Origin of the sequence: Ureibacillus acetophenoni (genome assembly GCF_900220965.1) — a bacterium.
Lineage (GTDB): Bacteria > Bacillota > Bacilli > Bacillales_A > Planococcaceae > Ureibacillus > Ureibacillus acetophenoni.
The window spans coordinates 269,587-283,254 of the sequence record NZ_OBQC01000003.1 but is presented as its reverse complement, the minus strand read 5'-3'; the positions used below and the strand labels follow the sequence as shown (position 1 = coordinate 283,254).

Here is a 13,668-nt window from a genome sequence, read left to right as displayed (position 1 = left end):
AATGGGGAAATTTATCGTTCAAGCAAGCGAAGTAACAAAAGAGGGCCGGTTTATCGATACGCGATTTAATTTGCAAGATAAGTCGTGGGGTGAAAAAGCTTTTACTGAATCCCATATAGAAGGGGCAATTTATTGGGATTTAGAAAAAGATTTGTCTAATATGTCAGGTACAGAAGGTAGACATCCAATGCCTACAAAAGAGCAGTTAACAAATTTATTTGAAACTGCTGGACTGTCATTAGGCGATACAATTTATATTTATGATCAAGGCGCAGCACCATTTGCTGCACGTGCTTGGTGGATGTTAAAATATGCAAATTTCCCGAATGTATATATAATTAACGGGGGAATAAATGCATTAGTAGAAGAAGGTTTTCCGGTAACTAGTGAAGTAAAGGAATATGCTAAATCGACTCTACAACTAAATTGGAATGAAAACATCTATGCAAGTCGTGAAGATGTAAAACGAATTGTGGATGGTCAAGAACAGGCTACATTGTTAGACGCGAGGGCAGCTGTACGATACAGAGGCGAACATGAGACGATAGATGTCAAGGCAGGTCATATTCCTTCTGCTAAAAACTTTGACTGGGAACAATTGAAAGAAAACAACAAACTAACAGCAAATGAACAATTACTCAACCGATTTGAAAAGGATGAAGAAATTGTAGTGTATTGTGGTTCGGGTGTAACAGCTTCACCATTATATGCAGTATTAGTAGATTCTGGATACACGAATGTTCGGCTATATGTCGGTAGTTTTAGTGACTGGATTACTCAATATGAAATTGAAACCGGTGAAAATAAGTAGTTATTGAATAAAGGACATCTTGGGAGAATGACTTCCGAGATGTCTTTTTTATTGTTCTTTATTTACATCACTCAATTTTTAACTTTCAAGTAACTTTTTCTATTTTAGTACGACAAATAAAATGAACAGCATGAAAGGAGAGAGAAAAATGAAGAAAAAATCACTAACAATTATTGCAACTGCTTCTATTATGGCAAGTTCATTAATTGTACCAACGGCAACAGCACAATATTTAGAAGGACAAGAAATTGAGGAAACTGAAGGGTTAGAGTATAAAACTCTAATTATAGAAGATGGTGAGTTCCAAACTATTTCTGTGGAGGAGAATGTAGAGATTCTAAACTACATACAAATTGAAGGAATCATCACTAAAATTAGTGAAGAAATGAGTGGTTATTATTTTGTAACTGTAGATAGTGAAGACCCATTTGGTTTTTATTTTGACAAAAAGACAATAATTTTAAATAATCTTGGTGAAGAAGTAGAACTAAAAGAAGGCATGCAATTTACAGCATATGTCGACTCTTCTAAACCAATGACTATGATTTATCCTCCTAGATATTCACCAGAAGTTATAATTGCACAAACGGAAGAAGTAGGTACTGTGCAATTAGATCAGTTTGACGAAAACTTTTTAAATAAAAATAAAGATTTAGTCATTAATTTAAATGAAGAGACGCTTATCACAAATCTATCAGGAAATAAATTATCACCAACAGATATTATTAATAAAGATGTTATTATCTTTTATGAAGTAGTGTTGGAGAGCTATCCAATGCAATCTGGTCCTTCAAAAGTTATTGTTTTGGAGAAATCTGATGAAGAATTAGCATACCAAATTGCTGACATAGACAATTATGAAGTAAATGGTGTAAAGATGATTCCATTGCGTTTAATAGCTGAGCAGTTAGATTATAAGGTTGAATTTACAGGAAAGGGCGCTATTTTATCGAAGGGTGCTGTAAGCTTCACAATTACATTTGGAGAAGAAATGTATGGTTACAATAAGGCACTTAGATATTTCTCTGAAGCACCTGCAATATTAGAGTATGGTAAAACTTATGTACCGTATAAATTTTTAGAAGAACTAATAGAAGTAAAGTAACAAAAAAATCTATGGAGCATTTTGCTTCATAGGTTTTTTATTTACAAATTGTGAACTTTTTGTGAAATATTAACTTATAAGTTCTATCTTAAAGAATTATAAGTTTGTGAAATTTTTAATATTTTATTGAACAAAGTGAAACGTGCAAAAATTCACAAAATAATTATGTGTAAACTATAGCTTTGCCATTCATAATAAAGGAAGTGTTTATTATATTGATAAAATAAAATGACGGTTGAAATTAGGAATAGATTTGATTGTGAATAATTGCACTAATAACAGAAAAATGCGCAATATGATAGGAATATTTATTTTTTCTAAAATTTTCAATAAACTTCATTGACTTTAATTCATTAAAGCAATATTATTCAAAATTATATATCCGAAAAATGACGGAAGGATGAGATCGATGGAATTGATGAAAAAATCACTGGAAATGCATGAAGAACATAAAGGGAAGATGGAAATTAAATCAAAAGTTCCTATTGAAGATATTTATGATTTAAGTTTAGCCTATTCACCTGGAGTTGCAGCACCATGTATTGAAATAGAAAAAGATCGATCAAAAGTCTATGACTATACGATTAAGGGGAATACAGTAGCCATCGTTACCGATGGAACAGCAGTATTAGGACTTGGAGATATTGGACCGGAAGCAGCATTACCTGTGATGGAAGGAAAAGCACTATTATTAAAGAGATTTAGTAATGTGGATGCCTATCCAATATGTTTAGATACAAAGGATGTAGATGAGATTGTGAAAATAGTAAAAGCAATTTCACCAACTTTTGGGGCAATTAATCTTGAGGATATTTCAGCACCAAGATGCTTTGAAATAGAGGAACGACTAAGGAAAGAATGTAATATACCTGTGTTTCATGACGATCAGCATGGTACAGCAATAGTCGTTAGTGCAGGATTAGAAAATGCGTTAAAAATCGTTAAGAAGAAAAAGGAAGATATTAAAATTGTCATTAATGGAGCTGGGGCTGCTGGTATTGCCATTTTAAAATTATTACTTCAAATTGGCTATAAACATATTATTATGTGTGATTCATCCGGAGTTATTTATAGTGGTAGACCTAATGGTATGAATCCTATTAAAGAACAAATTGCAAAACTTACAAATGAAAATAACATACAAGGAAAATTAGATGATGCATTAGTAGGTGCAGATGTATTTATTGGCGTTTCAGTAGCAAATCTATTAAGTCAGTCACATATTCAATCAATGAATCAGGATCCAATTGTTTTTGCTCTAGCAAATCCAAATCCTGAAATTACCTTTGAAAATGCTAAAGAGTGGGGAGTAAGGATTATCGGTACTGGAAGATCTGATTATCCAAACCAAGTGAATAACATGCTCGCATTCCCAGGGATATTTAGAGGTGCTTTAAATGTTAGGGCAAAGGATATAAATGAGGCAATGAAATTAGCCGCAGTTAAATCAATCGCATCGATCGTTTCTGAAGAAGAATTATGTGAAGATTTAATAATTCCTAGATCATTAGATGAAAGGGTAGCAATTGTTGTTTCAGAAGCTGTTGCTAAAGCAGCCATTGAGTCGGGAGTATCACAAATATAAATTAAACTGAGCTTATGCTTGTAAATTTATATTAAAAAAGGAGATGTGAAAGAAAACAATCACATCTCCATATAATTATTTTTCAATTTCTTCTGTTAATTGTTCTAATTGATCGATCAATGAGCCGATGAATGCAATTGTGTCTTTTAGTGGTTGATCTGTTGTAATATCAACCCCAGCCATTTTAGCAAGTTCTACTGGATCTTTTGTGCCACCTGCTTTTAACACTTCAATCCAGTCTTCAACTGCTTTACTACCTTCAGTTTGAATACGTTGGTAAACCTGTGTCGCAATTGTTAATCCTGCAGAATACGTATATGGATATAATCCCATATAATAATGAGGTTGACGCATCCATGTTAATTCAGCGCCGTCGTTAATTTCAACCTCGCCACCCCAGAATTCTTCAAGAACTTCTTTTTTCAATTTGTTTAAGATGGATGCATTTACATTTCCACCTTGATCAACGATTTCATACACTTTACGTTGATATGCTGCCTCTAGTAAATGTGTAACAAAGTTATGGTAGTATGTTCTAGCAATAATTGTTGAGATTACCCAACGTTTGAAACGTGCATCTGTAGAGTTTGAAAGAAGATGATTTGCCATTAACATTTCATTCATCGTAGATGGTGCTTCGATAAAGTATAATGATGGTCTTGAATTAAAGATGTTTTGATTTTGATGTGCTAAATAAAAATGTCCAGCATGACCCAACTCATGGGCTAAAACGAACACTTCGTTCATACGACTAGTCCATGAAATTAAGATGTATGGATGGTGTCCATATGGGCTTGAACAAAAGGCACCTGTAGATTTTCCTTTGTTTTGTGCAAAGTCAATCCAACGTTCATCAAATGAGCGGTCTAACATATTCACATAATCCTCGCCCATAATCGCTAAACCGTCTTTCATATATTTACGAGATTCTTCTACTGAAATAGTAGGCTCATATGATGGATCTAAAGGTATTTTCAGATCAGCAAATGTCATTTTGTCTAATCCATGCACTTTTTGAACTAATTTCGCATAACGACGCATATGAGGTGCTAGTTCTGACATAATTACATCGATTTGACGATTGTATAACGAACGGTCAACTTGTTGGTTAAACAATAACGAATCAAAGATAGATTCATAGCCTCTTAAATCAGAATTTGTTTTTTCAGTTTGAAGATGCATATCATAAGTCTTTGCTGTTGTATGTTGATATTCTTTTAACTTCTCTGAAAATGCTTCGAATGCTGCTCGACGTTTTTCTGTATCATGCTCTAACTCCCAATCGCCTTCAAATAAGTTATAGCTAAGGGGATATTTTTCTCCATTTACTTCAAAATCATCGAATTTCATATCTACAAGTTTTGTAGTATTGTATAATTCGTACGGTCCATCAAAAGTAGTACCAAATGCAGCTAATGCTTTTTCAGCTTCCGGATGTAATTGGTAAGGTTTTTTACGAATGAGTTGTTTGATCATATTTGCATACTCAGGTGCTTTTTTACTTGCTTCTTCAAGTAGTGATTCGTTTAACTCAAGCAGTTCACTTGTAACAAACGATATGTCAGCGCTAATAGAAGCAATAGCTTGGCCAACTTTAGCTGCACGAAGTTGTGCTGTATCATTTGTTTGGTCGACACTTAAGGCAAGGTTTGCAAAAGTAGCAATTGGAATAATTTTTTCTTCTAATTTTTGTGATGCTTTGATTACGTTAACGATCGAATCTACATCTGTAATTTTTCCTTTGAAAGTTTCTACGAGTTTCGTAGTTTCAATTTTTGATTCTTCTAAAGCTTTTTCAAATTCTTCATCTGTTTGAAAGAGGTGAGATAAATCCCATGTTTCTTCTATTTTTACTTCGCTTCTATTAATCATACATATCCCCCTAAAGATTTTTACTAGAATTCAATTTTAACAAAAAAAGGGTAGTCTACCAAGTAGATGCACTTAAGTTTTATTAAAATTCTGAAAAATAAAAGAAAGAGACTCCTAATCATAAATTAGAAGTCCCTAACTATCTATTCATTTTAATAAACACCTTCTTTTAACAATCCATCGGCAACTTTAACAAAACCAGCAATGTTAGCTCCCACAACTAAGTTACCTGCATACCCATAATTTTCAGCGCACTTTTTACATTCTGCATAAATCGATTTCATAATTTCATGTAATTTTAAATCTACTTGGTTAAAATCCCAATAAACGCGACTTGAATTTTGAGCCATTTCAAGAGCTGAAGTTGCAACACCACCTGCATTTGCAGCTTTTGCTGGACCGAATAATACACCATTATTTAAAAATTCATTAATAGCTTCTAAGTCAGATGGCATGTTGGCACCTTCTGCAACAACTTTTACACCATTTGCAATTAATGTACGTGCCGCTTCACCATCAATTTCATTTTGAGTAGCACAAGGTAGAGCAATGTCACATGGAATAGACCAAATTCCAGTACAACCTTCAGTATAAGTTGCATTCGGGCGGTAATCTAAATAAGTTTTAATACGCTCTCCATTTTCTTCTTTAATTTGTTTTACTACTCTTAAATCAATTCCGTCTGGATCATAAATATACCCGTTTGAATCTGAACAAGCGACTACTTTTGCTCCAAAATTTTGAGCTTTTTCCATCGCATAAATTGCTACATTTCCTGAACCAGAAACGACCACTGTTTTGTTTAAGAAAGTTTCTTTTGCATCTTGAAGCATTTCTTCTACGAAATAAACTAAACCATATCCAGTTGCTTCTTTACGAGCAAGGGAGCCTCCGTAGCCAGGTTGTTTACCAGTAAGAACACCCGCTTCATGTGCACCGCGTATGCGTTTATATTGTCCGTATAAGTAACCTACTTCACGAGCACCAACACCAATATCTCCAGCTGGGACATCGACATCTGGACCAATATAACGGTATAATTCAGTCATAAATGCTTGGCAGAAACGCATAATCTCTGAGTTAGATTTTCCTTTTGGATTAAAATCAGATCCACCTTTAGCACCACCTATTGGAAGGGCAGTTAGAGCATTTTTGAAGATTTGTTCAAATGCAAGGAATTTCATGATAGATTCATTCACAGTAGGGTGGAAACGTAATCCGCCTTTGTAAGGCCCCATTACATTACTAAATTGTACTCGATATCCACGGTTAACTTGAACTTGGTTATTATCATCTTGCCATGTTACACGGAAAGAAATAATACGGTCTGGCTCAACAATACGCGATAAAATATTATGTTTAATATATTCAGGGTGCTGTTCAAATACCGGTACTAATGAGATAAATATTTCTTCCACAGCTTGTAAGAATTCTTTTTGATGAGCATATTTCATTTGAAGCTCATCAAATACTGAATCAACGTATTTTTGAGCATCTACTTTTGCATTTACAATAGGTGTCGTCATCATGTAACCTCCAATATAATTGATGTTTGTATCGTATTAAAAATTTTCAATCTATTCAATCTTGTTTTTAGATGAGTATAATACCGAATTTAGATGTACTTTGATTAAAATTATTTTAATATAATAAACTACATTGAAAATAATATAAAAATAATAGGAAGGTGAGAACGATTTTACAATTATTAATAGATGCTGATGCTTGTCCTGTAATTGATTTGGCGCTTTCAATTTCATCTCGTTATGAGATTAAACCTATACTCTATTGCGATACATCCCACCGAATAGAGCGTGAAAATGCAATAACAATTATGGTTCCGAAGGGTCCAGATTCTGTAGATTTCAAGCTAGTGAATGCGGTTACAAAGTATGATATTGTCATTACACAAGATTATGGATTAGCTGCTATGTGTTTAGCAAAAGGGGCATTTGTAGTCGATCAAAATGGAAGGGAAATGACACCAGAAAATATAGACCAACTCCTCGCATTTCGTTATGAAAGTGCGAAATTTAGACGTGCTGGCGGCAGAACAAAGGGACCTAAAAAACGTACTGAGGAAAATAATTTATCATTTGAAAGAAAATTTCAACAAATTTGTGAACGAGCTATTATGAAAAAGAGAGAGGTAGATACACAATGACCGTAGATAACTTTAAGAAATTACATGAACAATATCCATTAATAAATGAAATAAAACAATTAAATACAGTTTTTTGGGAGAATGAACATTATTTAAATAACGAAAACAATATAGAGCTTTTGCAATTTAATGAGGTAATTGATGCGAAAAATAGATTAGAAAGATTCGCTCCATATATTCAATTAGCTTTTCCTGAAACGACAAACTCAAATGGAATAATTGAATCTGAGATTACTGAAATACCTAACATGAAAAAGTTAATTGAAAAAAAACAAGGGATTGACATAGCAGGCAAATTAATGTTAAAAAGTGACCATTCATTACCTATATCGGGCTCGATTAAAGCAAGGGGAGGTATCTATGAAGTTTTAAAACACGCCGAGACATTGGCAATAGAAAATGGGTTATTAAAAATTGATGATGACTATTCAAAATTAAACGATGAGTCGTATAGAAAATTCTTTAGTAATTATAAAATTGCGGTTGGTTCTACAGGCAATTTAGGATTAAGTATTGGAATAATGGGTGCTAAATTAGGGTTCAATGTAACTGTGCATATGTCTAGTGATGCAAAAGAGTGGAAGAAATCATTACTAAGAGAAAAAGGTGTAACAGTCATTGAATATGAGTCTGATTACAGTAAGGCAGTTGAAGAAGGTAGAAAACAGGCTGAAAGTGACCCGATGTGCCATTTTGTTGACGATGAGAACTCCAAAGATTTATTCGTTGGATATGCAGTTAGTGCGATTAGAGTTCAACAACAATTCAGACAGTTAAATATAAAAGTAGATCATGACCATCCATTATTCGTCTATCTACCTTGTGGAGTAGGTGGGGGTCCTGGTGGAGTTGCATATGGTTTGAAACAAATCTATGGTGAAAATGTTCATATATTCTTTGCGGAACCAATCCAATCACCATGCATGTTACTAGGGATGATGACGGGATTACATGATCGTATTTCTGTTCAGGATTTAGGACTATCAAATAAAACAATAGCTGATGGTTTAGCAGTTGGAAGAGCTTCTTCATTCGTCGGAAAAGTAATGGAACCGATTTTAAGTGGATGTTATACCGTAGAAGATCAATATTTATTAACTAGTCTAAGAGAAATGTATGAGCAAGAAAATATATTTATGGAGCCATCCGCACATGCTGGTCTATTTGGTCCTAATATTCTATTAACAAAAGGAAAGGGCTATTTGAAAAGGTTAAACCTAGTGGATAAGATGGAAGGTGCAACACATTTAGCTTGGTCTACAGGTGGTAATATGGTGCCGGAAGAACAACGTCAACTTTATCTGAATTCAGAATTTGTATAAATGAATTTTAAAATGCACAGTTAAATAGCACTGTGCATTTTTTTAGGGGTTAATTTGAAATAAATAGTTGTGAACCCATATAAAGAGCCATACACCAAATAATCAGTGCGGAAATTTGATTCATACGCTGTAAAAATGTTCCTTTTGTATCAATTTGTCCAACTTTTTTACCTGTAATTGCTAATAAGATGAACCATATCCATGAAATTAGTATACACGAAATGGTAAAAATCCATTTTTCATATCCACTATATACTAAGGAACTTGTTCCAATTACTCCTATCGTGTCTAAAATGGCATGGGGATTTAACAATGATACCGAAGCAGCAAATAATATTTGACGTTTTGCAGTAAACGGGTTAGAGTTATGATTTTTTGTTACATCAGGCTTCTCTTTCCACATTAACCAACCCATGTAGGCTAAAAAAATGAAACCTATCAGAAACATGAAAGACTTTAGCCATTCAAAACTAAAAATGAAAATTGATACTCCAGCAACTGCTAAGGAAATTAAAATCGTATCACAAATTCCTGCAGTAAAAACAGCAGGTAATGCATATCGCAGCTTCTGATGAGTTGCCCCCTGATTAAAAATAAAAACATTTTGTACTCCTAAAGGTAATATTAACCCAAAGGCTAATACTATACCGTGAAAAAAAGGTTCCACAATTCTATCTCCTTTTTTAAATGTTACATAGCAATACTAATTAGTGTAAATAAAATATTGAAATAAAAAAAGCCCTGATAAAGGTCAGGACTAAAAATTATGATGATTATTCTGCTTCAATTTCTTTCACAGTTTGTTCTACTTCAGCACGAGTCATTTTTTCTTTACCTTCTATTAAAGCTTTTAATGTTTTATGTGCTAATGCAAGGGGAAGTTTACAGAATAATAAAATCGACTTTTTATTAATATCTTTAATATATAGATCCGCTTTCACTAAATTTTCTTCTGCGTACTTAAATAATTGAGCACGATTCCAGCCATCGGGGACAAAACTAACTCCACGTTCGATCATATCTTCATCTTGGTTTCTTAAAATATTTACAGCTTGAAGTCCACGACCAAAACCTATCGCTAATTCTCTATCAGTCTTTACTCCCGCATTCCACTCCCATAAGTCGGAAAGCATGACACCAACAAGTCCAGCAACATAGTATGTATACTCATCTAAATCTTCACGTGTTTTCACTTGCCATTCAGCTTTTGCCCATTTTGCCATACCAAAAGCCATTTCACTTGTAGAACGTTTTATTAAATGATCAGCACCGTTAGGTATTAATTTAATCCAATCACCTAAACGCATAGTTACTTCTGGCATGTATTTTTCAAATGGAGTTAGTATTTCTAAATACTTTTCTTCATCAAACGAAGTGGACTCGAGTAAGCCACTTATTTCATTTAATAATAGATACTTCACATCATTTGTTACTTCTGGATGTTCATTGTCCTCAATTTCATCTATTGCACGCATCATAAGATAAGCAGTTGCCACCGCCATCTTTAAATCCTTTTGTAAGAAAGTAATAGGAATAAAAAACGTACGACTTGTTTCTTTTAGTACGCGAATTGCGTCTTTTTGGAGTTCTTTTCCATTCATTGTTATTTCCTCCGTTCAATACACCATCTTCACTATCGTACCATGAATTTTTGTGAAAATAAAAATAGAAACTTATAAAAGCGTCTTTTTTCATCTTACCACAATTTGCTGACGATAAAATTAGTGTCTAATCTGTGAAAGTTCGGTACAATATGAAATGTCGTAGGTTAATAGAACATTAGAAAGACGAAGGTGTGTAAAATTGCATCAAAATGAGATATATATTTTTTTAGATATTGAGGCTACTCTTATAAACGGGAAGCAACACATTATTGAAATAGGTGCGTATAAATGGTCACCAAATAAGATTATTGAATCGTTTGAGCAACTTGTAAAACCTTCGAAATTTAAAAAACTTAATCGTCATATTCAACATTTAACAGGAATTACTACAGAAGAACTATTAAAAGCACCTACCTTTGAAAAAGTAATAAAGGACTTCATTGCCTTTTGTGGTGGTTTAGATGGTGAGAAAGTATTCGTTACATTTGGAGAGTTTGATCGGAAAGTTCTTGAGGAAGAGTTTTTGCGTTATAAGTTAAACACGGATTTTCTATACCCAATCGTTGATTATCAGCAAAAATATATGATTTTTCATCAATTAAAAAATCAACCTAGCTTAAACTCATTAATGCAATCATTAAACCTTGAAGTAGGTTTGCAGCATAGGGCTTTAGCAGATGCAGAAAGTTTGCTGAAAATATTTATTGCTACAGACGGTACGGAAGTAATTAATAATCAGAAAACGGATGATTTTATAATTCTATTAGGCGATATAAACCAAAAAGAGACAGTCTATGAGACAAAGATTACTTACCTAACTGGTAAAGTTGAAAGTAAATACATAACAATTAATGAAATACACAGTGTAAATAAAGAACTACTTTTTCAAGTACGTGAAGTGGAAAAACAATCAGAAGATGATGATGGAAAACCAATAATCGTTCAAGTTCATGATATACTACCGAGCGACGATGTGAAAAGGTTTCTTGATGAGATTATTGTTCAATTGGAAAATAAAGTGTTAATAACATTTACAGGTTTAAAAACTAGTTCTAAAATTGCACGTATTCATGGATCATCATTTCCGAAAACTGAAACTATAAATCTTAAAAATATTTTTAAAGATGAAAATAAAATAGAAGAATTTAAAATTAATTGCCATACTTTAAAAAATGACCTTATGATAGAAAATTTAATTGGTACATTTCAAAATGTAATAATAGAAGAATTTAAAAAAAGAAATCTATTAAAAAAAGAAGTGAAAATTTAGTTTTTCTATAGTTTTAGGAAATAAATTGGTAAGTAATGGTTGCAATATTATATTTGGAAAGTTAAAGTTTAAAAAGGGAAAAATTTAAAGGAGTAAGCATAATGCAAAATGTAGTAGGAATTGATGCTGGTGGAACTTTAACAAAACTAGTATATATAGATGATAATCAAGAACTTCAATTCAAAATTTTCCCATCAAACAATTTGTTGTTAGTGAAAGAATGGATTGAGGAAAACCCACAAATCGAAGAAATTGGTTTAACTGGTGGTCGTACTGAGCAATTACTGAATGTTTTAAAGACAATGAAGTCTATTCAATACATTGTTGAGTTTGAAGCAACCATTAAAGGTGTAAGGTATTTATTAGAACAAGAAGGTCTTAATGTTGAAAAAAGTATCATTACAAACATCGGGACTGGAACATCTATTCATTTTATGGATGGAAATGAACATATTCGTGTAGGTGGAACTGGTGTCGGTGGTGGAACTTTAACGGGTTTATCATCGATAATGACAGGTGTTTCTGAGTTTAATGAAATTATTGAGAAGTCTTTATTAGGCAGTCGTGAATCGATTGATTTGTTTGTGAAAGATATTTTTCAGGGGATGGAAGCACCGATTGAAGGTCATTTAACTGCAAGTAATTTTGGTAAAGTTAGTATTTTAAAGGATATGGATCATAGTGTAAATGACTTACTTTCAACAATTCAAGCGCTTGTTGGAGAAGTCATTACAACTTTAAGTATTCAATATGCAGAACAAAAAAATACGGAACATATCATATTTATAGGCTCAACTTTAGCAGAAAACAATCATTTAAAAAATGTAATCGGGAATTATACAAAGTTAAAAAAACGTAATCCAATCTTTTTAAATAATTGTGGTTTTTCAGGTGCTATTGGTGCATTGTTAAACAAAATGTCTGAACGTTAATGGAGATACCTAATGTGCCTCATTAGGTATCTTTCATATTTATGTACAAAATTTTAATAATTACTAAACATTTCGGACAGATTTTGCATAGCATATTTTTAAAAGAAACTTCAAATGCTAAAATTATATATAGTTACTTACCTTTTTGAATTGCTTGTCTTGCAAGTGTATCTGCAGCTTTGTTTTGATTGTCAGGGATCCATTTAATAAAAAATAAATCAAAGTCATTTGAAAGTTGTATTGCTTTTTCAAGAAACGGCTTATATTCTTCGTTTTTAACATATTGTTTTTCAATTGATGCAACTACTATTTTAGAATCAGAACGTACCGAAATAATCGATGTATTTAGTTTTTTTGCCTCTTCCAATCCGCGAATTAATGCTGTAAACTCTGCAATATGATTATTCGTTTCACCAATAAATTCACTAAATTGAATTGAATGACCCTCACCTTTAATAAAAATACCAATACCACTAGGGCCAGGGTTACCAGCGCTTGCACCATCTATATATAATTCCAACATTATAATCCCTACTTTTACTTAATTCTTGATATAAAATATTGATCTTAAGGTTATTATATCTTATTGTTATCAAATAATAATGTTGAACTTACACTAATTAATAAAGAAATTTGTTTTTGACAGAGAAAACATCCATATTGTAATATATAAATCCATTCGTAAAGGGGGAGCTTTATGAATAAGAATACTGTTATTAAAGATATTGATGAAATTACTGACACATATTGTAACGATTGTCCTATAAAACGTGAGCTTCGAAATAAAAGAGGCAAATCTGGCGCCCATCGATTTTGTATTGAACAATGTTCAGTTGGAGCGCAATTAAAGTTTTTAGGAAACGAGTTAATGAAAATATATGAGAAGTAAGGAAATTGGGGTGTACCCAAGTAACGATAAAACCACATTAGATTGTTTAAGTTTTTAACAATCTAATGTGGTTTTATATATTGTATGGTATTTTTATCCTCTGTTATATCCCTG

13 protein-coding genes are annotated in these 13,668 nt (G+C 32.7%); 8 read left to right on the top strand and 5 right to left on the bottom strand.

The features are described 5' to 3' along the window. The first annotated feature begins 1 nt into the window (after window position 1). From CRO45_RS06790 to CRO45_RS06780, 3 genes are all read left to right on the top strand, one after another. Window positions 2-811, top strand: a complete 810-nt coding sequence (locus CRO45_RS06790) for a sulfurtransferase (RefSeq protein WP_097148896.1) — start codon at window positions 2-4, stop codon at window positions 809-811. Window positions 812-959: 148 nt separating this feature from the next. Next, entirely contained in the window at window positions 960-1,916 is a 957-nt protein-coding gene (locus tag CRO45_RS06785) for a stalk domain-containing protein (protein WP_170949428.1), read from the top strand. 409 nt (window positions 1,917-2,325) lie between these two features. Beyond that, on the top strand, window positions 2,326-3,501 hold the full coding sequence (locus CRO45_RS06780; RefSeq protein ID WP_097148894.1) for an NAD(P)-dependent malic enzyme: 1,176 nt from the start codon (window positions 2,326-2,328) through the stop codon (window positions 3,499-3,501). A 75-nt stretch (window positions 3,502-3,576) separates the two neighbouring features. Here the strand turns inward: CRO45_RS06780 and pepF are convergent, their stop codons facing one another. Together pepF and gdhA are read right to left on the bottom strand one after the other, a co-directional pair. After that, window positions 3,577-5,373, bottom strand: a complete 1,797-nt coding sequence (gene pepF, locus CRO45_RS06775; protein ID WP_097148893.1) for an oligoendopeptidase F — start codon at window positions 5,371-5,373, stop codon at window positions 3,577-3,579. Between the two features lie 152 nt (window positions 5,374-5,525). Next, on the bottom strand, window positions 5,526-6,899 hold the full coding sequence (gene gdhA, locus CRO45_RS06770; RefSeq protein WP_097148892.1) for an NADP-specific glutamate dehydrogenase: 1,374 nt from the start codon (window positions 6,897-6,899) through the stop codon (window positions 5,526-5,528). 170 nt (window positions 6,900-7,069) lie between these two features. Here gdhA and CRO45_RS06765 point away from each other — a divergent pair, with 170 nt between their 5' ends. Beyond that, window positions 7,070-7,537: a YaiI/YqxD family protein gene (locus CRO45_RS06765; RefSeq protein WP_097149002.1), complete on the top strand. Its 468-nt coding sequence runs from the start codon at window positions 7,070-7,072 to the stop codon at window positions 7,535-7,537. After that, window positions 7,534-8,859 (top strand): D-serine ammonia-lyase, encoded by a 1,326-nt coding sequence (locus tag CRO45_RS06760; protein ID WP_097148891.1) that lies wholly within the window; start codon window positions 7,534-7,536, stop codon window positions 8,857-8,859. The genes CRO45_RS06765 and CRO45_RS06760 overlap by 4 nt, the downstream gene beginning before the upstream one ends. A gap of 49 nt (window positions 8,860-8,908) precedes the next feature. On the opposite strand, the gene CRO45_RS06755 is transcribed toward CRO45_RS06760, so the two are convergent. Beyond that, window positions 8,909-9,526 carry a LysE/ArgO family amino acid transporter gene (locus CRO45_RS06755; protein ID WP_097148890.1) on the bottom strand — a complete coding sequence of 206 codons (618 nt, stop codon included), beginning with the start codon at window positions 9,524-9,526 and terminating at the stop codon, window positions 8,909-8,911. A gap of 106 nt (window positions 9,527-9,632) precedes the next feature. Next, window positions 9,633-10,460: a squalene/phytoene synthase family protein gene (locus CRO45_RS06750; RefSeq protein ID WP_097148889.1), complete on the bottom strand. Its 828-nt coding sequence runs from the start codon at window positions 10,458-10,460 to the stop codon at window positions 9,633-9,635. Window positions 10,461-10,662: 202 nt separating this feature from the next. On the opposite strand from CRO45_RS06750, the gene CRO45_RS06745 reads away from it, so the two are divergent. Together CRO45_RS06745 and coaW are read left to right on the top strand one after the other, a co-directional pair. After that, on the top strand, window positions 10,663-11,733 hold the full coding sequence (locus tag CRO45_RS06745; RefSeq protein WP_097148888.1) for a 3'-5' exonuclease: 1,071 nt from the start codon (window positions 10,663-10,665) through the stop codon (window positions 11,731-11,733). Window positions 11,734-11,834: 101 nt separating this feature from the next. After that, window positions 11,835-12,665 carry a type II pantothenate kinase gene (coaW, locus tag CRO45_RS06740; RefSeq protein WP_097148887.1) on the top strand — a complete coding sequence of 277 codons (831 nt, stop codon included), beginning with the start codon at window positions 11,835-11,837 and terminating at the stop codon, window positions 12,663-12,665. Window positions 12,666-12,798: 133 nt separating this feature from the next. Here coaW and CRO45_RS06735 read toward each other — a convergent pair whose 3' ends face one another. Beyond that, window positions 12,799-13,188 carry a ribonuclease HI family protein gene (locus tag CRO45_RS06735; RefSeq protein WP_097148886.1) on the bottom strand — a complete coding sequence of 130 codons (390 nt, stop codon included), beginning with the start codon at window positions 13,186-13,188 and terminating at the stop codon, window positions 12,799-12,801. Between the two features lie 174 nt (window positions 13,189-13,362). Between CRO45_RS06735 and CRO45_RS06730 the strand changes: the two genes are divergently transcribed. Next, window positions 13,363-13,554 (top strand): zinc-finger domain-containing protein, encoded by a 192-nt coding sequence (locus tag CRO45_RS06730; protein ID WP_097148885.1) that lies wholly within the window; start codon window positions 13,363-13,365, stop codon window positions 13,552-13,554. Window positions 13,555-13,668 lie beyond the last annotated feature (114 nt).